This is a genomic window from Paenarthrobacter nicotinovorans (assembly GCF_007670255.1).
GTDB lineage: Bacteria > Actinomycetota > Actinomycetes > Actinomycetales > Micrococcaceae > Arthrobacter > Arthrobacter nicotinovorans_B.
Map to the genome: position 1 here is coordinate 151,267 of NZ_SZVS01000012.1, position 18,098 is coordinate 169,364.

The window sequence follows — 18,098 nt, forward strand, 5'->3', positions numbered from 1 at the left end:
GTCAGCGTTCCAACCGAGCATACACGGGAGGAAACAGCTCGTCGGCAGACCGGTTCCGGGTGTCACGGTCGCTGTAGGCCCGGCGCATCGTGTCGAAAAGTTCCTGCCCCCTGGCCCGCCAGAATTCCAGGTCCACACCGTCGATGGCACCGTCGGCCATGATGGTCCTTCCGGCTACTACTGACAGCACGGCCTGGCGGGCTGTTCCGTTGAGAAGGAGGGTTCGCAGCGGGTCCTCGTGGACGCCGTCGCGAATGTCGCTTAGGGAGAACGCCACCAGGTCTGCCTGGGCACCCGGTTCGAGCCGGCCGAGGTCAGGGCGCCTTAGCGCCTGCGCACCGCCCAGGGTTGCGGCGTCGAAGTACCCGGCAACGTCACCGGCGTCGTTGGTTCCGGCGAGGATTTTGGCCAGCTGAACTCCGGCATCGATGCCGCGAATGAGATCGGGCGGGAAAGAGTCCGTACCCAGGGAGATGTTGATTCCCGCTTCCTTGTAGGCGTTGAAGGAATCCAGTGCGCTGCCGTAGCGCATGGAGGTCAGGGGGCAGTGGATGATGCTGGCGCCGCTGTCGGCCAGCCGGGCGAGGTCGCCACGGTCTTCGCCGTGGACCGAGGGATTTCTGTCAGTGTACGTAGCGTGCGGGATCAACAGGCGCTCATTGAGCAGGCCAACCTGATCCAGGAGTTCCAGGGGCGTCATGCCGTGCCAGTCCATGATGAGCTGACGTTCCACCAAGCCTTGGAGCGAGTGAAGGCGAACCAGCACGTCCCGTTCGGTGGAGACAGCTGCGGTCTCCTTGAGCAGCTGAACGTCCAAGGTCTCTATCCTGCAGGGAAGCAGGACTCCGTTGACCAGGGGATCGTTGAGTTCGTTGGCATAGTCAATGAAGCGCAAGGCGTCGGCCAGCCCCTCACGGCCGCGGTCGTCGTCGAACATCACTGAACGCTCACCGTCGGACAGCACCACGTTCACGCCGGAGCGATAGGCGGGGCCGAGGTATCCCCGCAGCCCCAGGCGCCGGCTGGTCTCCGCCATGCCGACCAGTTCCTCGACGGGCTCGGCCCATTCGGAGTGCACCTCGGAGGCGATGGGCATGTAAGTGGTGATGCCGTGCAGGATCAGCTGGATCAAGGCGTATTCGCGGATCTGCTGGCGTTCTTCGGCGGTAAAGACGTTGGCGCGGCGATTCCGGAAGTAGTCCTCCGACCACTGATGGCCTTTGGCCTGTTCCGGACCGGCCCAGCTATCCAGGATGAGGTGGTCGATGTCCGTGAGGGCATCGAGGTCGATCAATCCCGGCATCAGCAGGGCATCGCCCAGGTTACGATCCTCATCCACCGGCCCGGCATAGTCATGGCCCACGTAGTCGATGGTGCGGCCGCTGTAGACCACGCAGGCGTTTTCCAACAGGACATGGCGCCCGTTGTGATGGCCCAATACATAGCGGGCGGTGACTTTGACGGACACGGTGCCTCCTGGTTCCCGTCCCCGGAAGGACGGCTCGTCTTACTCTCTGGTATTCCAAACAGTACATTATTTGTGATTTACATCGCATGAATCCTGCTCTAGTCTATTTTGGTATACAAGAACTCCGGAGCCCGCTCCAGATCATGAAACGAGCAGAACCGTTGACCCAAATACAGTCCGTCGAACCCAACACCGGCAGCCCGCCGCTTCCACCAGCAACGACGCTGGCGACGACGCCGGAGGGCACTGCCGCCACCGCCGAAGCACGATCCCTGCTCGCCACCGCGTGGATGAGGATCAGGCGCAGCAAGATCGCCCTCACCAGCTTGTGCGTCGTCGTGGCGATCATGCTGTTCGCGGTCCTGGCCCCCGTGCTCAGCGCAATGTCCGGGAACGATCCCTTCACCTCAAACACCAGCCCGGAGGTACTCGACGATTTCCAGACTCCCGGGCTGCCCCTCCCCGGTTACATGTACCCCTCGGCCCATCACTGGTTGGGCGTGGAGCCCGGCCTGGGCCGGGACCTCTTCGCCAGGCTCGCATACGGCGGCCAGGTTTCCCTGACCATCGCTTTGCTGTCCACTGCGGTCTCCGTGGTCCTTGGAACGGTCCTCGGCGCCGCCGCCGGCTACTTCGGCGGCAAGACCGACGCCATCATCAGTCGGATCATGGACCTCTTCCTGGCCTTCCCGCACCTTCTGTTGGTGCTCTCCCTCACGCCCATCCTGCAGTCACGCCTCCGGGACACCCCGCTGGGCGAAGGCAGCTTCCTCCCCATGGCCTCGCTCGTGATCATTCTGGGCTTCTTTGGCTGGGCCTACCTCGCCAGGATCGTCCGCGGCCAGGTGCTGAGCCTCCGCGAGCGCGAGTTCGTCGAAGCCGCGCGGTCCTTCGGTGCGTCGCATCTGAGCGTCCTGTTCAAACAGATCATCCCCAACGTCATGGGTGTCGTCCTGGTCTACGCCACCATGCTGATCCCCACCAACATCTCTGCTGAAGCAGCCCTGTCCTTTCTGGGCGTCGGCGTCAAGGACCCCACACCGTCGTGGGGCCAGATGCTCAACGCCGCCCAATCCGGCAACTGGTACCTCAGCGACCCATGGTTCCTTGCCGTCCCCGGCGTCATGCTCATCGTCACCGTGCTGGCATTCAACCTCCTCGGCGATGCCGTCCGGGATGCACTCGATCCCAAGGCCTCACGCCACTAACAAACCTCCGTTTCACTCACATCCCTAGGAGCATTATGAAAACCCCCACGAGAGCACTGGCGCTTTCCGTGCTGATTGCCGTGGCCGCTACCGGCTGCGCGGCAGGCCAAAACCAGCCTGGTAGTTCCAAGCCTGCCGAATCCGTCACCGAACTGGCGCCCGTTGTGGTCAAGTCCGGCTTCACCGGCAAGGGCGGCAACATCAACGTCCTGATGTCCTCGGACTTCCAGACGCTCGATCCCGGGAACAGCAACTACGTTCAGACCGCCAACGTCGGACAGCTCTACTACCGGACGCTCACCATGGCCAAGGAAACAGCAGGTCAGCCTCCGACGGTGGTGCCGGACCTCGCCACGGATACAGGCAAAGCGTCCGACGACGGCCTGAGCTGGACCTTCACCCTCAAGGAAGGCGTGAAGTTCGAGGACGGCACGCCCATTACTTCGGCCGACATCAAGTACGGCGTGGAGCGCACCTTCGCGCAGGATGTTTTCACCCAGGCGCCGCAGGAGTTGAATGCAGCGCTCGACGCCGGCGGGTACAAGGGGCCTTACAAGGATCCTTCCGCTGTGCTCAAGGCGGTTGAAACACCGGACGAGCGCACCGTGGTCTTCCACCTGAAGAAGCCGTTCGCCGAATTCCCGGCGCTGGCTTCCCGGTCCAACACCGCGCCGGTCCCCAAGGCCAAGGACACCAAGCTGGACTACACCAACCACCCGGTATCGTCCGGTCCGTACATGGTGGAGTCCTACAACCGGGGCAAGTCGTTGAAGCTTGTCCGCAACCCGCACTGGGATCCGTCCACGGATCCCAACCGTTCGGCGCTTCCGGACACGTTCAGCTTCTCCCTCTCCACGTCGCAGGCCACCATCAGCCAGCAGCTGCTGGCGGACTCGGATCCAAACGCCATCACGCTTGATTCCAACGGTGCCCTGCAGACCTCGGACTCCGCGAAACTCGCTGACGCCAAAGTCAAGGACCGTGTGGCATCCGGGCTGCTTGGCTGCAACGACGTCCTGAGCCTGAACACGGAAAAGATCAAGGACCCGGATGTCCGCAAGGCAATCGCCCTGGCCCTGGACCGCCAATCCATTCTGGTGCAGTACGGCGGGCGACGCTTTGGCGAACTGACCCAGAGCCCGCTGAACGACAAGATGCACGGCTACGTGGAGACGCCGCTGGAACTTGACCCGGCCGGCAAGCCCAAACTCGAAGAGGCCAAGAAGCTGCTTGAAGGAAAGGAATACCCCAAAACCCTCACGTACGGCTACGCCAACAACCGCGACGCCTTCAAGAACACCGGCACCGTGGTCCAGCAGAACCTGAAGGCCCTGGGCATCGACGTGGAGCTGGTGCCGATTCCCGCCCCGAACTACTACTCGGTCCTTGCCAGCGAGCAGCTCCCGGACATGGGCCGCTCCGGTTGGTGTGGAGGGGCCGATCCCGCTTCCGTCCGTACCTCCGCGGATCCGTTGCTGGGACCGAACAATGACGGCACCAGTTATGGCTTCTCCAACACGTCCCGCTACTTCGATCCCGTAGTTTCCAAGACGATGTTCGAGCTGCGCAACACGGACGGCTCCTCCGAGGAACTGGGCAAGAAGTGGTCGGAAGCCTTTGGTACAGCGTTGAAGACCTACCCGATTGTGCCGCTCATCCGCACCCACACCAACAGCGTGGTGGGCTCCAATGTCCGCAACGCCCAGGTGGGCTACTTCTTCGGTGGCATCGACCTCTCGATCGTCGGCGTCGAGCACTAACTGCGCTTTCGAACCATTAGTCCAGAAGGAGAAGCGGGCCGCCTGCAGTGGCAGGCGGCCCGCAACCACCACCATGATGACGTTCATTCTTCGCCGGGCCGGATCGTTGGTCCTGCTCCTTTTCGCGGTAAGTTTCATCACCTTCACCTTGTTCCAGCTGGGACCGTCCGACCCCGCAGCGGCTGCCTGCGGCCAGGAGTGCACGCCCGAGCGAGTCTCCGAGGCCCGTGTTGCCTTGGGCATGGACCAACCGTTTTTCATCCAGTACTTCGACTACATCCGGGGGCTCTTCTCCTCGAGGATGATCGGAGCCCCGGGGGCACAGACCCTCTGCGAATGGCCTTGCCTGGGCAAGTCCTTCCAAACCAACGAGAACGTCGCTGACATCATCGGCCGATCACTGCCCTACACCTTCTCCATGGCCATCGGCGCGTTGGTGCTCTGGACCATCACGGGCGTGGGGCTCGGCCTCCTCGCTGCGTTGCGCAAGGGAACCCCGGTGGACAAGTTCATCGTCGGGGCCGCCTCTGTGGGCGTCTCGCTGCCTATCCCCGTCACAGGCCTCTTCCTGCTGCTCTTGTTCGTCAACCAACTCCATCTGCTGCCCTTCACCACCAACGAGATCAACAGCCCGTTCGGTCCACAGGGTCCGGGAGCCTGGGTGGCCAACTACCTGCTACCCTGGATCGCCTTGGCAGTGCTCTTCAGCGCCTCCTACATCCGGGTGACGCGCACCAACATGATTGAGACGTTCGGTGAGGACTTCATCCGCACAGCACGCGCGAAAGGCCTCGCACCCCGGACCGTCACGTTCAAGCACGGCGTCCGGGCCGGCATCACCCCGGTAGTGACGATGCTGGGCATGGACATTGGCCTCTTGCTCGGCGGCGCTGTCCTCACGGAGCAGATCTTCTCCGTCCCTGGCCTGGGTTTCACGGCAGTGCACGCCGCCATCTCCGGCGACCTCCCTGTCACCATGGCCATCACCATGCTGGCCGCGTTCTTCGTCATCGTCGCCAACGTTGCCGTGGACCTCGCCTATGCCGCCATCGATCCCAGAGTGAGGCTCCAATGACCCAGCTCCACACAGCAACAACAACGGCGAGCGCCACAGCTACGGCGCCTTTCCTCGAGGTCCGCGACCTGACCGTGAAATTCCCTACGGATGACGGCGTTGTCTCCGCAGTGAACGGCATGGACTTCACGCTGGATCGCGGCCAGACCCTTGGCATCGTGGGTGAATCCGGCTCCGGAAAGTCCGTCACCAGCCAGGCACTCATGGGCCTGTTGAAAGGCACGTCGGCAAAGGTGACCGGCCAGGCGATGTTCCAGGGCAAGGACCTTGTTTCCCTGCCCGAATCCGCCATGCGCCAGCTCCGCGGCCGCAACATCGGCATGATCTTCCAGGATCCGCTCTCGGCCCTCCACCCCTTCTACACGGTGGGGCACCAGATCGCAGAGGCGTACCTGGTCCATAACAAGGCGAGCAAGAAGCAGGCCCGGGCTGCCGCCGTCGACATGCTGGGACGGGTGGGAATTCCCAGCCCGGAGCAGCGCTTCGACGAGTACCCGCACCATTTCTCGGGGGGCATGCGGCAGCGCGCCATGATCGCGATGGCGTTGATTTGCGAGCCCGAACTCCTGATCGCGGATGAGCCCACCACAGCCTTGGATGTAACGGTCCAAGCCCAGATCCTGGATCTCATGTCAGAGCTCCAGGAGGAGACCAACTCGGCGCTCATCCTCATCACGCACGACCTCGGCGTCGTGGCCGAGGTCTGCGACAACGTTCTGGTCATGTACGGCGGCCAGTGCGTCGAGTCCGGGACGGTGGACGAAGTCTTCTACGACACCCAGCACCCGTACACCTTGGGCCTGCTCAACTCAATGCCGACGCTCACCGGCGACGCAAGCCAGCTGACACCCATCCCCGGCCAGCCGCCGTCGCTCCTTGACCTGCCCAAGGGCTGCATTTTCAGCGCACGGTGCCAATACGCCGATCTCGCCGGCGACGGCGTCTGCGCCAGCCAGCGGCCCGGACTCCGCGTCGAAGATGGGCACGGCAAGCGCTGCCACCTGAGCGGCCCGCAGATCATCACCATCCGGAATTCCCGTTAGGACTGCCATGGAACAGCAAGCAATTCTCCAGGTAGAGAACCTGCAGAAACATTTTCCGCTGAAGGGCGGCCTCCTTCCGGGCGCCGCCAAACGTTCGGTCAAAGCGGTCGACGGCGTATCGTTCAGTCTCGCTCGAGGCCAGACTTTGGGGCTGGTCGGTGAGTCCGGATGCGGCAAGTCGACCACCGGACGCATGGTGGCCCGGCTACTGGATCCGACCGGCGGACGAATCCATGTGGACGGCGAGGACATCAGCCAGCTGCGCGGCCGGGACCTGTACAACTTCCGGCGCAAGGTCCAGATGATCTTCCAGGACCCTTTCGCATCCCTGAACCCGCGGCAATCCGTGGGGACCGCCATCGCGGCTCCCATGGTGGCGCAGAAGATCAACCCGCCCGGCGGACTGAAGAACAGGGTCAAGGAACTCCTGGACCAGGTGGGACTGAAGCCGGAGCACTACAACCGCTTCCCCCATGAATTTTCCGGCGGGCAGCGGCAGCGGGTGGGCATCGCCCGGGCCATATCACTGAACCCGTCGGTGATCGTGTGCGACGAACCTGTGTCCGCCTTGGACGTTTCAGTCCAGGCGCAGGTAGTGAACCTGCTCCAGCAAATCCAGCGGGACACCGGGGTTTCCTACATCTTCATCGCCCACGATCTCTCTGTGGTCCGGCACATCTCCCACGAAGTCGCTGTTATGTACTTGGGCAGGATCGTGGAACAAGGACCCCGTGATGCTTTGTTCGGCAACCCCTTGCACCCCTATACCAAGGCCCTGCTGTCCGCGGTCCCGCTGCCGGATCCGCGTGCTGCCCGGGATCAGGTGAAGGTGCGGCTCCGGGGTGATCTTCCCTCTCCCGCCAATCCGCCGAGCGGATGCGTCTTCCGGACCCGTTGCCCGCTGATTGGCACGCTGCCGGAGGAACAACGCCGGCGCTGCATCGACTCGATTCCTGCACCGGCCACCCTCGCTGCGCTGGCCTGCCACCACGTGGACAATGCCACGAAAGTCTTGACCGCCGCGCAATAACCGGCAGTCAATGGATTCACAACCGAAGGAGCAACCATTGAATACCCTGATCCGCGCCGTCCGCCCCTGGGGGCAGGCCCTCAGCGACGTCACCCTGGCCTCAGGCGAAGCGGGCGGCGTCGAAGCGGGCGGCAAGATCACCGCCGTCGAACCGCATGACCCGTCACGCGTCATTCCAGGTGACGTGACCGTAGTGGAAGGCCGTGGGCGCTTGCTGCTGCCGTCCTTCTCCGACGTGCACGTCCACTTGGATTCCACCCGGATCGGCTTGCCGTTCCGTGAGCACACCGGCGGCCCGGGTGTGTGGACCATGATGATGAACGACCGGCAGAACTGGCGCAACGCCGAGGTGCCCTTGCAGGACCGGGTGAACGACACCCTGGGCCGGATGATCGCGCGGGGCACCACCCGGGTGCGTTCCTACGCCCAGGTCGACGTGGACTGCCGTCTTGAGCGTTTCGACGCCGTTGCTGCCGCCAAGGAGAAGTTCGCGGCGCAGGCGTCCGTGGACATCATTGCCTTCCCGCAGGCCGGCCTGTTGCTGGAGGAGGGCACCGTGGAACTCATGGAAGAAGCCCTCAAAGCCGGGGCCAACGTGATGGGCGGAATTGATCCTTGCAGTTTGGACCGGGATCCGGCCAGGCACCTGGACATCGTGTTCGGGCTGGCTGAGAAATACCAGGTTCCCATCGATATCCACCTCCACGAACCGGGCGAGCTGGGGGTCTTCAGCACCGATCTGGTACTGGAGCGCACCCGCGCATTGGGCATGCAGGGCAAGGTGACCATGTCCCATGCCTACCAGCTGGGCAGCGTTAATGAGGCCACCACCCGGAGGTTGATTGATGCCTTCGCGGAGCTTGACGTCTCCCTGGCTTCGGTTGCTCCCGCTGCCGCCGGTCAGCTGCCCATACCTCTGCTGACCGAGGCCGGGGTCCGCCTTGGCCTGGGCGAGGACGGTCAGCGCGACTATTGGTCCCCCTACGGCAATACCGACATGCTGGACCGAACCTGGCAGCTGGCCTTCACGCACGGTTTCCGGAAGGACGAGCTGATTGAGCACTGCCTGGCGATCGCCACCGTCGGTGGTGCCAGCATTCTGGACCCCGGCGCGACCAGGCTGAAGGACAGCGCCCACCGTCCCGGCGTCGAGGTCGGCGATCCCGCGGAGCTGCTCCTGGTGGACGGGGAAACCGTGGCCTCCACGGTGATGGACCGGGGCAAGGACCGCACGGTCATTCATGCCGGTCGCGTTGTGGCGGACCAGCTGGACCTCGTTTAGCTGTTGCCGAACCCGCTCTTGCACGGAGCTCTGGCCGTCGTACGGTGAGGACTCCGCGTAAGGGCGGGTTCTTTGCTGTCCGGCCTACTCGCTCCGCGCCGTGGGTGCTCCATCCATCGGGGTCCACCACGTATCCGGCGGCGTAACCGTGAACCGGCGTCCGGTCACGGAAGAGGGAATGATCCTGATGAACTGGTCCTTCTGGCCCGCCTCCCAAGGGAAAAGCAGGAGGCCGATGGTATCCAGCACTTCCTGCGTCAGGCTCACAGCGGTGGCTTGTCCCTTGACGACTACGCTCCAGGCCACTCCGGTTTCAGGATTCACGCCGTCGGCCTCGATGGCGACAGGGGTATCGCTGAGTGCCGCGTGCAGCTTGGTGCCTTCTCCTGTCCGGAACACCATGGTGCCGTGGTCCACTTTGTAGTTCACGGGAAAAATGTCCGGGTGGTGGTCCACCACCACAGCCAGCCGGCCCACCGAAACGCTGCGGAGCAGCTCCCAGCATTCGTTGGTTTCAAGGATCTCCGTAGCCGGGCTACTTGGCTGGTTCGTCGATGATGAGTTGCTCATACCGCGAGGATACGCCGCTGGATTGCCCTCTGACAGTCCCGGTACCGACGCTCACCAAAGGCCCGCGGATGGCGAAGAAGCCGGCGACGGCGAGCACCACCGCTTCCGCGGCCAGCACGCAGAAGGTTACCTCCCAGCCTCCGCTCATCTCGTGCAGCAGGCCTGCCAGCAACGGACCCAACGAGGCCAGCGCGAAGCCAAACCCTTGGCTCATGGCGGACAGTTTCCCGGCCGACTCCGGTCCGGCTGATCGAATCACCATCAAGGCCATGCCGAGTCCGAACCCGGCGCTTTGCACAACCCCCAGGATCCCCACTGCCAGGAACTGGAGCTCCGCAGGCGCCGCCAGAACACCCAGCAGTGCCGCAGCCACCGAGAGTCCCAGCCCCGGCGCCAGGATCCGAAGGATCGCAGGCCGGCTGGCCAGGACGGGAGCCAGCAGGCTGGCCGGGAGTCCGGCGAGGCTGAACCAAGCAAGGAGTGCAGCGGCATCGGCAGGGCCAAGGCCACGGGACACCAGGTAGACCGCCAGCCAGGATGTGATGGCGAAGTACAGCATGGCCTGGAGGCCAAAGAAGGCCGTCACGGCCCACGCGGTGGGTTGCCTTCTGAGCGGAGCGCTAACGTCCGACGGCGGGACGTCCGACGGCGCTCCTGGCGCGCCGTCCCCCTTGGCGCCGACCGCCGTGGTGACGGAGGCGGACGAGGCGAGTGCCGCCGTCGGACGCCCTCCAGAGCGGTGGATCAGGAACGCACCGATGAGGGCCGGTACCGCCCACACCGCCAGGGCTGAAGCAAGATTGCCGCCGAAGGCCAGTTCCAGGGGTTGGACCAGGCCGGCACCGAGCGCAGCGCCCAGACCGAATCCCATGGTGCACAGCCCCGTCCACCAGCCGGTCCCCCTGTTGGCCTTGACGATCTGGGGCACCAGCACGCTGGCGGTCATGATGGACATACCAGCCAGGAAGGTCCCGGGCAACAGGAGTGCAGGTACGGTCGAGCGGACAATCAATGCTGCCGCCAATACCATCAGCGCGACGGCGACGGGCCGGCCGGTCCCGAGGCGTCGGGCCAACCACGGTCCGATCGGCCCGGACACGCCGAAAGCCAACACAGGCAGGGTGCCCAGCAGGGGCAGCAGAGCCGGATCCAGGCCGAACACCCCGGGCACCTGCGCCATGACGCCCGCGACTGTGGTGATGGCGGGACGGAGATTGACAGACACCAGCACCAAGGCGAGCAACACCAGAGCCGTAGGGACGTGGGAGCGACGTCCCGAAGATTGGGGCACCGCCCGGCGCTGTTCTGACACGTCGATCTCCTCATGGCTTCTTTGGTATACCAAACAAGAGTATGGGTTGATCGCTTGGATGTAAATCCGCGTTATTGCGCGAGGTTAACCTGACGTTCACTCGACCGCGAGTAAACTTGGGATACCACTGAGAATCAGTGCTGGAGTGCCCCTCGCCCGCGGGTCACTGCATGCCAGCAGAAGGAACAGGAACCGTGAGCTGTTCAACGGCGATCCCACCGCCGATGACGAACTCCCCCACCACTTTCTTGCCGTTGACGTCATACACGGGAATCGCCACGGACTTCCCCGCCCGTGCCTCCTGCCAAGCCAAAGCATCGGCAGGGCTCCTGAAGGTCTTCATCGCAGCCGTCCCGTCCGCCTCTTCCAGATCCGTTCTGTACACGTAGCCCCGCGTTTCATTGGTCGCAATCACAGCGATCAGGTCCGGCGCCCCTTTTTCGTTCTCCATGCCGTAGGTCTTTCCGTCATCGTTAACGGCCCATTCAGTTGTTTCCTGATTGACGTACTTTGCAGTGATCTTCCAGCGCGTGTTGGAGCCAGTGGAAATCGTCAGGGTCGTCCGGCCAGGTATGAGCGGGCTGATTCCCCGGGAGGTGTAGGGGCCCCGGACAAGGTCCTCGCTGGTGCAGCCAAGGCCAGCTCCCCCGTCGCCGATTTTGAGGAATCCAGGTGAAAGGCACGTGAGCTCCATTTGAATACCTGTGGTGCCGGCAGGCGGTTCGCCGAGGTCGACGGTGGCTGTTCCTTCATAGCTCCCCGAGACGGGCGCGGAGAGGGACGTCACTTGCTGGCTCCCCGGCATCACGAAATATCCTGCCGCCGCTGCGCCTACACCGCCCAAGAGCCCGACGCCCACCACGCAGCCTGCTCCCAACCAAAACCGCATGTGCTTGCGTTTTCGGGACGGGGAGGCCTTGTGAACCCGTGCGACCAGCTCTGAGCGCAGGGCCCTACTCAACAATTCATCCGGCTGTAACTGGCTCATGATCGGTCGCCTTCCAATGCAGGTGCTGACTGAAACGTGCCCCATGCCGCTTTCATCCTTTGACGCGCACGGTGCATCCGGGTTTTGGCGGCCGCGGGCGTCAGGTCCAACACTTTCGCGGCCTCGGCGATGGTGTAATCCTCGAAGATGACCAGGCTCACGAGGTGCAGGTCAAGATTGTTGAGCGTGCCCAGTGCCCGCGCAGCGTCCTGGTCCATCTCCTTTTGGAGCACGAACTCATCCGAGGCCGTACTCGCCGCTTCGGATCTCGGCAGGGAGTCGAGCAATTTCCTGTAACGGAACATGGCCCTCTTGCTGTTCCGGGCGATATTCGTGGTTGTTACCAGCAGCCACGGAAGCACCGATCCCTCGACCAGCCGAACTTTGGCCCTGCACCGCCACAGTTCAAGAAATGCCGTGGACATGATGTCTTCGGCTTCGGTCCGGTCTGCAGCCAGCCGATAAGCGTGGCGGAAGATCCGGTCCCGGTGCCGATCGAACAGCAGTCCGAAGGAGGCACCGTCGCCCCTCAGGCTTTCCTGCCACAGCCGAAAATCCCCGGCCTCATTGTTCCCCATGCCCTGTATTGTCCGGGAGCCGGCAAAAGGTTTCACACCTTCGGAAAGTTCTGAAACCTGTCCCGGCTCCCGCGCAGCGTCTGACGCTAGATGGCCTTCCCCGGATTCAGGATTCCCTGCGGATCAAACAGCTCTTTGATCCTGCGCTGCAGCTCGCGCACCGGTTCAGGCTGCTCCAGCCCGAGCCACCGCAGCTTGTACTGACCTACCCCATGCTCACCGGTGATGGTGCCACCCATCTCCAGGCCCACACGGATCGATTCGTCCAGGGCAGCATTGAGTCGCACCAAGGCATCGGCGTCTGTTGCGGGATCGACCCGGTCCATCCAGAACGTTGGGTGCAGGTTACCGTCGCCGGCGTGGGCCACCACTTTGAGGTTGACCTCGAAGCGCTTGGCCATTGCCTCGAGCGAGGCTACGAAGTCCACAAGGCGTGACCGCGGCACGGCGATGTCCTCGCCCACCCTGAACTCATCGTCCACCTCCACGCCGCGGCTGTTGCGGCGCAGTTCCACCAGCATTTCGGCCTCGGCGCTGGCTTCCGTGGTCACTGTGGCGCCGCCTGCGGCGAGAACCTGCCGGACGACGTCGGCCTCTGCAGCCGCACCGAAACCGTCGGTTTGGATCAGGAGCAACGACTTGCCACGCTTTTGCAGATCCCCTCCGTGGAGTTCATCAAGCTGGACCAGTGTTCCGTTGTCGAGCAATTCCATGATGGCTGGCTGCACGCGCGCCTTCCCCACGGCCAGGACGCCCGCGGCGGCACTCCAGAAGTCCTGGTAGAACGCCGCGATGGTGTGGACCTCCCGCGGCAGGTACTTCAGCCGGACGGTCACCCCCACCACGATGCCGAGGGTTCCTTCCGAGCCCACCAGCAGCGCCGTGAGGTCGTAGCCGGCCACGCCTTTGAAGGTCTGGTGGCCGGTGTGCATCAGTGACCCATCGGCCATGACAACGTCCAAGGCCAACACCGAGTCGCGTGTCACCCCGTATTTGGCGCAGCGGAGCCCTCCGGCGTTGGTGGCGACGTTGCCGCCAATGGTGGACATTTTGTAACTTGCCGGGTCGGGGGCATACATCAGGCCGTATTCGGCGGCGGCGGCGTTCAGGTCGGCGTTGATGACGCCGGGTTCGACGACGGCGGTCTCGTCATCGGGGTTAAGGTCCAGAATGCGGTTCATCCGCTCCAGGCTCAGGACGATGCAGCCTTCGGTGGCGTGGGCCCCTCCGGACACACCGGTTCCGGCCCCGCGGGCGACGATCGGCACCTGGTGCGCGGCACAGCTTCGAACCACGTGCTGCACGTCCGTCACCGATTCGGCCCACACAACGGCGAGCGGCAGGTGCCGCTCCACCATTGGCCCTTGATCGACCGAGTAGACCGTCAGGGTTTCTTCGTCCCGGGCTACCTGCCTGGCCTCGAGGCCGCTGGCGAGCCCGTCCAGGAAGGCCCCACGTTCAGTGCGCGCCCCGGCGTTTGCCTCACCCATGGTGCGGCTTCTGATGCTTTCTGCTGATGTTCCGGCGATGGCCGTTTCGTCCGACAAGACATTCCCTCCACATGAGCAACGCGGACACGCCAAACCGGCAGTCTTCGCAGTCGTCAGGCCAGTCTAGCCAGAGCATCGCGGATGCTTTCAGGGCCGCATCTGCAAACGTTTCCACCAGTCCGACTGTCACGCTGCACGCAATGCGGCGTGCATAGTCAAAAGCTTGTAATAACAGCAGCCTTAGCACTGGAAGCGTTTACAATTTTGGTGATCCTCTTCTACGATGACTCCATGTCCGTTGATTCCTTGCTCCAGGATTCCGCCGTCGAGCCCCCTGCAGCGTTTACGCAAATCACCCCCATCCACGATGCCTCCACGGCCCACGGTTGGTGGCGTTCCGCAGTGATTTACCAGATCTATCCGCGGTCCTTCCGGGATCTCAATGGCGATGGCATCGGCGACCTCGCGGGCATCACCGCCGAGCTCGCGCAGCTGGCAGGCCTGGGAGTCGACGCCGTCTGGTTGTCTCCGTTCTACCGCTCGCCCCAGCGTGACGCCGGGTACGACGTCAGCGACTATTGCGACGTCGATCCCCTGTTCGGAACGCTGACAGACTTCGATGCCCTGATTGCCGAAGCCAACAGGCTCAATCTCCGGGTGATTGCCGACATCGTCCCCAACCACTGCTCGGACCAGCACGTCGCTTTCCAGGCCGCTTTGGCAGCGGGACCTCACAGCCCCGAGCGGGAGGTCTTCATTTTCCGGGACGGACTTGGACCGGACGGCAACGAACCACCCAACAACTGGCAGTCGCACTTCGGTGGACCGGCCTGGACCCGGGTCATCGAGCCGGACGGCCAGGCAGGACAGTGGTACCTCCACCTCTTCGATTCCTCGCAGCCGGACTTCAACTGGGACAACCCTGCGGTCCACGCCGAGTTCGAACGCGTGCTCCGCTTCTGGTTGGACCGTGGAATTTCCGGCTTCCGGGTGGACGTAGCCCATGCACTGGTCAAGGCTCCCGGCCTGCCGAACTGGGGCGGACGGGCCGACGGCAACAGTTCAGAAGGCTTCCCGGGGCAGGACGCTCCCATGTTTGGCCAGCCAGCCCTGCACGACATCTACCGTCGCTGGCGTTCCATCCTGGAGGAGTACGGCCCGGACCGCATCCTGTGCGCCGAGGCCAACGTGGATCCGCTCCCCCGCCTGGCCCAATGGGTCCGCCCTGACGAAATGCACCAGGCTTTCAACTTCCCCTACCTGCACGCCGGCCTGGACCTCAACCGCCTGCGCCACATCATCACCGACTCGTTGATCTCCCTGGACGCAGTGGGCGCCCCGAGCACCTGGGTCCTGTCCAACCACGACGTCGTCCGCCACGTCTCGCGCTTCGGCTACGACGGCCCGGGCCCCCGTGACGGCGACGGCATCGGCCCGGACGACGTCCAACCCAACGAAGAACTCGGACGACGGCGGGCTGCCGCGGCGACCGCGTTCATGCTCGGCCTGCCGGGCGGTGCCTACCTCTACCAAGGCGAGGAGCTTGGCCTTCCCGACTCCACGAGCATCCCGGCAAGCATGCGCCAGGACCCCACGTTCGCCCGCACCGGTGGGGCCAGGATCGGGCGCGACGGCTGCCGCGTTCCGCTGCCTTGGCGTTCTGCTGAACCCCACGCGGGATTTGGGCACGGCCTGGATCCCTGGCTGCCACAACCCGAGTCTTGGCCCACGTTGGCGAGAGACCAGCAGGAGTCCGATCCGGCGTCGCACCTTAACCTGTACCGCGCGCTGCTTGCCGAACGGGCGCGGCTGCGGCTGGGCGCAGGGTCGCTCGCCTGGGTGGAGGACTACTGCACGGAATCCACCCTCGCGTACCTGAATGGAAACACCCTGGTTGTCATGAACGTCGGGGCGGAATCCCTTCCGTTGCCAGCGGGCGAGGTCATCCTGCGCAGCTCCGCGGCCGAAGCCACGCATCCACTAGGCTCGGGGGAGACAATCTGGCTTTCAGCCAGCTAATTTCCCTCCAAGGAGCAGCATGACCGGCATCAAGGACGTAGCCGAGCACGCAGGGCTTTCCGTCGCCACGGTGTCGCGGGCCTTGAGCGGCAAAGGGCACGTCTCCCCCGCCAGCCGGGAGCGCGCACGCGCCGCGGCTGCCGAGCTCGGTTTTGTGTTGTCCTACCATGCCTCCAGCCTGGCCTCCGGCCGTACGCACAACGTGGGCCTGGTGGTTCCCTCGGTCCACCGCTGGTTCTATTCAGCGGTGGTCGAGGGTGCTTCGGCAGCGCTCCTCGAAGCCGGCTACGACCTCACCCTGTACAACATCGGCGAAAACCCTGCACGCCGCCACAGCGTCTTCAGCGATTTCCTGCTGCGCAAACGCGTCGACGCTGTGATCGCCGTGTCCCTGGAACTCAGCGAAAGCGAGACCCGGCAACTCCACGCCATGCACCGGCCCATCGTGGGCATTGGCGGTCCACTTCCGGGAGCTTCGACCATCCGGATCAATGACGCCGGCATAGCAATGCAGGCCACCAACCATCTGTTGGGGCTTGGGCACAGCAAGATCGCGCACATCACGGGAAACGAAGCCTACGACCAAGACTTCCAGCTGCCCGGAACCCGCCGCAGCGGTTTCGAAAAGGCAATGAACGACGCCGGCTGCAAGGTCAGGCCCGAATGGATCGTTACGGCTGACTTCACCATCGAAGGTGCGTACGCCGCGGCGCGGCAACTGCTCGGGAGTGCACGTGACCGGCCCACCGCCGTCTTCGCGGCCTCCGATGAAATGGCTATCGGCACCATCCTGGCAGCCCGCGATTTCGGACTACGCATTCCTGAGGACCTCTCCGTCATGGGCATCGACGGACACGACCTTGGAGCCGTCCTGGGCCTGACCACGATCGACCAGGACGCCAAAGGCCAGGGGGCGCTGGCCGTCCGGACGCTTCTGGGAGCGATCAACAACGGCCTGGTCCTCGAGCCTGCCGATGCTGAACACCCCACCACGTTGGTGATTCGGAACAGCACAGCCGTGCCGAAAGCTGTTGTCACTTAGGGCGCAGGTAACGCGCCCACGGGGCCTCTATGGCAGCGGGCGCTCCATGAAGAGTTCCAGTTTGGTGGTGTCCTGCGGGTAGGGGCGGCTGGCGCCGTTCATCACGAAACCGTGGCGGCGGTAGAAAGCCTGGGCACGCGGGTTGTCCTCGTGGACACCCAGTTCAAGGAAATGTGCGCCGAGCTCGTTCGCCGCTGCCTCGCTCGCCTGCTGCAGGAGTTCATCGGCCAATCCAAGTCCACGATATTCGGGCGCTACGTACACACTGATAAGCACTGCCTGCAGCGGCCGGCTCGGATCCTGGGGATGCTTCACGGCTACCCGCATGAGGGCACAGAACCTGGAGCCATCCTCACCGTCGTCGGCCACCAGGGTGATGCTCGCGTCACCGGACATGGCGACGGCGCGTTCCTGCCACTGGCTGTCCGTCTGGCGCCGTGCAGCGTCAATGCTCTCGATGTAGGCCATGGGCGTATCCGCGAGCATCTCCAAACGAACCTTCTTCAGGAGTTGCCAGTCCCCTGCGTTGAGCCTGCGAACCCTAGGCAACTGCTCCGCCCATGAACCTTGCGTAGCGCTCCAGAACCCGGGGCCAGCCTTCGACGTAGGATGCCCTCGAAGCTGCAGGATCTTCTGCACCCTCCCAGCCGTCATGGATCAGGCGGACTTCCGTGCCGCCCTCCACTGCACTGAAGACCACCCGGATCTCGGTGGACCACAAGGGCGTGCCGGCGGGGTACCAGCTGGCATGGAAGGACAACGGCGGCTGCCAGTCATCAATGGTGCCCCACACTGATGTACGGCCGTCCTCGGCCGTCTCCAGGATGAGGTTCTCCTCAAACTCCACGTGGGAGCCAGCGCCGTAAACACTCTCCTCTTCCAGCGGCCACCACAGATGGGGATGATCCGTAAATCCCTGGAAGGCATGGGGGACTGTCGTGGGGACTACGACACTGACGATGAGCGGCTCAAGGTCCTCGCCTGTGCGGGAGGCCTGGGGCTCTTGTTCAGGGTGGCTGAAGAGATTTTCCATGACCACCCACTCTACCGGGGCTGGAGGCGCCGGGGGTGGCGGAGGCTGCCCTTATTGCATGGTGTGTGTGGTTGTTAAAGTCGAAAGGCCCCAACCGTCGTGGTTGGGGCCTTTCTGAATGTGTGTCCGGCGGTGTCCTACTCTCCCACACCCTCCCGGGTGCAGTACCATCGGCGCTGTGGGTCTTAGCTTCCGGGTTC

At 63.9% G+C, this 18,098-nt stretch carries 16 protein-coding genes and 1 rRNA gene; 8 read left to right on the plus strand and 9 right to left on the minus strand.

Annotation, left to right across the window (positions count from 1 at the left end; genetic code table 11):
• Window position 1: 1 nt before the first annotated feature.
• Window positions 2-1,468 (minus strand): chlorohydrolase family protein, encoded by a 1,467-nt coding sequence (locus FDP28_RS17280; RefSeq protein ID WP_144662841.1) that lies wholly within the window; start codon window positions 1,466-1,468, stop codon window positions 2-4.
• A 143-nt stretch (window positions 1,469-1,611) separates the two neighbouring features.
• Here FDP28_RS17280 and FDP28_RS17285 point away from each other — a divergent pair, with 143 nt between their 5' ends.
• The 6 genes from FDP28_RS17285 to FDP28_RS17310 all read left to right on the plus strand — a co-directional run bounded on the left by FDP28_RS17285 (window position 1,612) and on the right by FDP28_RS17310 (window position 8,866).
• Entirely contained in the window at window positions 1,612-2,676 is a 1,065-nt protein-coding gene (locus tag FDP28_RS17285; RefSeq protein WP_260842514.1) for an ABC transporter permease, read from the plus strand.
• 35 nt (window positions 2,677-2,711) lie between these two features.
• The gene (locus tag FDP28_RS17290) at window positions 2,712-4,436 is read left to right on the plus strand and encodes an ABC transporter substrate-binding protein (protein ID WP_186313673.1); all 1,725 of its coding nucleotides are present in this window, start codon (window positions 2,712-2,714) and stop codon (window positions 4,434-4,436) included.
• Between the two features lie 73 nt (window positions 4,437-4,509).
• Window positions 4,510-5,511: an ABC transporter permease gene (locus tag FDP28_RS17295; RefSeq protein ID WP_144662842.1), complete on the plus strand. Its 1,002-nt coding sequence runs from the start codon at window positions 4,510-4,512 to the stop codon at window positions 5,509-5,511.
• Window positions 5,508-6,554 carry an ABC transporter ATP-binding protein gene (locus FDP28_RS17300; RefSeq protein ID WP_144662843.1) on the plus strand — a complete coding sequence of 349 codons (1,047 nt, stop codon included), beginning with the start codon at window positions 5,508-5,510 and terminating at the stop codon, window positions 6,552-6,554. The genes FDP28_RS17295 and FDP28_RS17300 overlap by 4 nt, the downstream gene beginning before the upstream one ends.
• Before the next feature lie 7 nt (window positions 6,555-6,561).
• Entirely contained in the window at window positions 6,562-7,584 is a 1,023-nt protein-coding gene (locus tag FDP28_RS17305) for an ABC transporter ATP-binding protein (RefSeq protein ID WP_144662844.1), read from the plus strand.
• A gap of 37 nt (window positions 7,585-7,621) precedes the next feature.
• A complete protein-coding gene (locus tag FDP28_RS17310) occupies window positions 7,622-8,866 on the plus strand; it encodes an amidohydrolase family protein (RefSeq protein WP_144662845.1) in 1,245 nt (414 codons plus the stop codon).
• Between the two features lie 84 nt (window positions 8,867-8,950).
• Here the strand turns inward: FDP28_RS17310 and FDP28_RS17315 are convergent, their stop codons facing one another.
• The 5 genes from FDP28_RS17315 to FDP28_RS17335 all read right to left on the minus strand — a co-directional run bounded on the left by FDP28_RS17315 (window position 8,951) and on the right by FDP28_RS17335 (window position 13,861).
• Complete coding sequence (locus tag FDP28_RS17315) at window positions 8,951-9,436, minus strand: pyridoxamine 5'-phosphate oxidase family protein (protein ID WP_144662846.1); 486 nt, start codon at window positions 9,434-9,436, stop codon at window positions 8,951-8,953.
• Entirely contained in the window at window positions 9,402-10,748 is a 1,347-nt protein-coding gene (locus tag FDP28_RS17320) for an MFS transporter (RefSeq protein WP_260842515.1), read from the minus strand. The genes FDP28_RS17315 and FDP28_RS17320 overlap by 35 nt, the downstream gene beginning before the upstream one ends.
• Before the next feature lie 163 nt (window positions 10,749-10,911).
• On the minus strand, window positions 10,912-11,736 hold the full coding sequence (locus FDP28_RS17325; RefSeq protein WP_144662847.1) for a peptidase M56 family protein: 825 nt from the start codon (window positions 11,734-11,736) through the stop codon (window positions 10,912-10,914).
• On the minus strand, window positions 11,733-12,314 hold the full coding sequence (locus tag FDP28_RS17330; RefSeq protein WP_144662848.1) for an RNA polymerase sigma factor: 582 nt from the start codon (window positions 12,312-12,314) through the stop codon (window positions 11,733-11,735). The genes FDP28_RS17325 and FDP28_RS17330 overlap by 4 nt, the downstream gene beginning before the upstream one ends.
• Before the next feature lie 86 nt (window positions 12,315-12,400).
• On the minus strand, window positions 12,401-13,861 hold the full coding sequence (locus tag FDP28_RS17335; protein ID WP_260842516.1) for an FAD-binding oxidoreductase: 1,461 nt from the start codon (window positions 13,859-13,861) through the stop codon (window positions 12,401-12,403).
• A gap of 234 nt (window positions 13,862-14,095) precedes the next feature.
• Between FDP28_RS17335 and FDP28_RS17340 the strand changes: the two genes are divergently transcribed.
• Both FDP28_RS17340 and FDP28_RS17345 read left to right on the plus strand, forming a co-directional pair.
• Complete coding sequence (locus FDP28_RS17340; RefSeq protein WP_186313676.1) at window positions 14,096-15,823, plus strand: glycoside hydrolase family 13 protein; 1,728 nt, start codon at window positions 14,096-14,098, stop codon at window positions 15,821-15,823.
• A 19-nt stretch (window positions 15,824-15,842) separates the two neighbouring features.
• Window positions 15,843-16,865, plus strand: coding sequence for a LacI family DNA-binding transcriptional regulator (locus FDP28_RS17345; protein WP_144662849.1), 1,023 nt, complete (start codon window positions 15,843-15,845; stop codon window positions 16,863-16,865).
• Window positions 16,866-16,892: 27 nt separating this feature from the next.
• On the opposite strand, the gene FDP28_RS17350 is transcribed toward FDP28_RS17345, so the two are convergent.
• The 3 genes from FDP28_RS17350 to rrf form a co-directional block, all read right to left on the minus strand.
• Complete coding sequence (locus FDP28_RS17350; protein WP_260842517.1) at window positions 16,893-17,414, minus strand: GNAT family N-acetyltransferase; 522 nt, start codon at window positions 17,412-17,414, stop codon at window positions 16,893-16,895.
• The gene (locus tag FDP28_RS17355; protein ID WP_144662850.1) at window positions 17,407-17,898 is read right to left on the minus strand and encodes an SRPBCC domain-containing protein; all 492 of its coding nucleotides are present in this window, start codon (window positions 17,896-17,898) and stop codon (window positions 17,407-17,409) included. Before FDP28_RS17355 ends, FDP28_RS17350 begins: the two co-directional genes overlap by 8 nt.
• Window positions 17,899-18,022: 124 nt before the next feature.
• A 5S ribosomal RNA gene (gene rrf / locus FDP28_RS21025) occupies window positions 18,023-18,098 on the minus strand; the annotation flags it as partial.

Excerpts from the sequence above, each read along its gene's own strand:
- FDP28_RS17345 (WP_144662849.1), top strand. The coding sequence starts at position 15,843 with ATGACCGGCATCAAGGACGTAGCCGAGCACGCAGGGCTTTCCGTCGCC.
- FDP28_RS17315 (WP_144662846.1), bottom strand. The coding sequence starts at position 9,436 with ATGAGCAACTCATCATCGACGAACCAGCCAAGTAGCCCGGCTACGGAG.
- FDP28_RS17295 (WP_144662842.1), top strand. The coding sequence starts at position 4,510 with ATGATGACGTTCATTCTTCGCCGGGCCGGATCGTTGGTCCTGCTCCTT.
- FDP28_RS17290 (WP_186313673.1), top strand. The coding sequence starts at position 2,712 with ATGAAAACCCCCACGAGAGCACTGGCGCTTTCCGTGCTGATTGCCGTG.
- FDP28_RS17340 (WP_186313676.1), top strand. The coding sequence starts at position 14,096 with ATGTCCGTTGATTCCTTGCTCCAGGATTCCGCCGTCGAGCCCCCTGCA.
- FDP28_RS17305 (WP_144662844.1), top strand. The coding sequence starts at position 6,562 with ATGGAACAGCAAGCAATTCTCCAGGTAGAGAACCTGCAGAAACATTTT.
- FDP28_RS17330 (WP_144662848.1), bottom strand. The coding sequence starts at position 12,314 with ATGGGGAACAATGAGGCCGGGGATTTTCGGCTGTGGCAGGAAAGCCTG.
- FDP28_RS17355 (WP_144662850.1), bottom strand. The coding sequence starts at position 17,898 with ATGGAAAATCTCTTCAGCCACCCTGAACAAGAGCCCCAGGCCTCCCGC.
- FDP28_RS17325 (WP_144662847.1), bottom strand. The coding sequence starts at position 11,736 with ATGAGCCAGTTACAGCCGGATGAATTGTTGAGTAGGGCCCTGCGCTCA.
- FDP28_RS17285 (WP_260842514.1), top strand. The coding sequence starts at position 1,612 with ATGAAACGAGCAGAACCGTTGACCCAAATACAGTCCGTCGAACCCAAC.
- FDP28_RS17300 (WP_144662843.1), top strand. The coding sequence starts at position 5,508 with ATGACCCAGCTCCACACAGCAACAACAACGGCGAGCGCCACAGCTACG.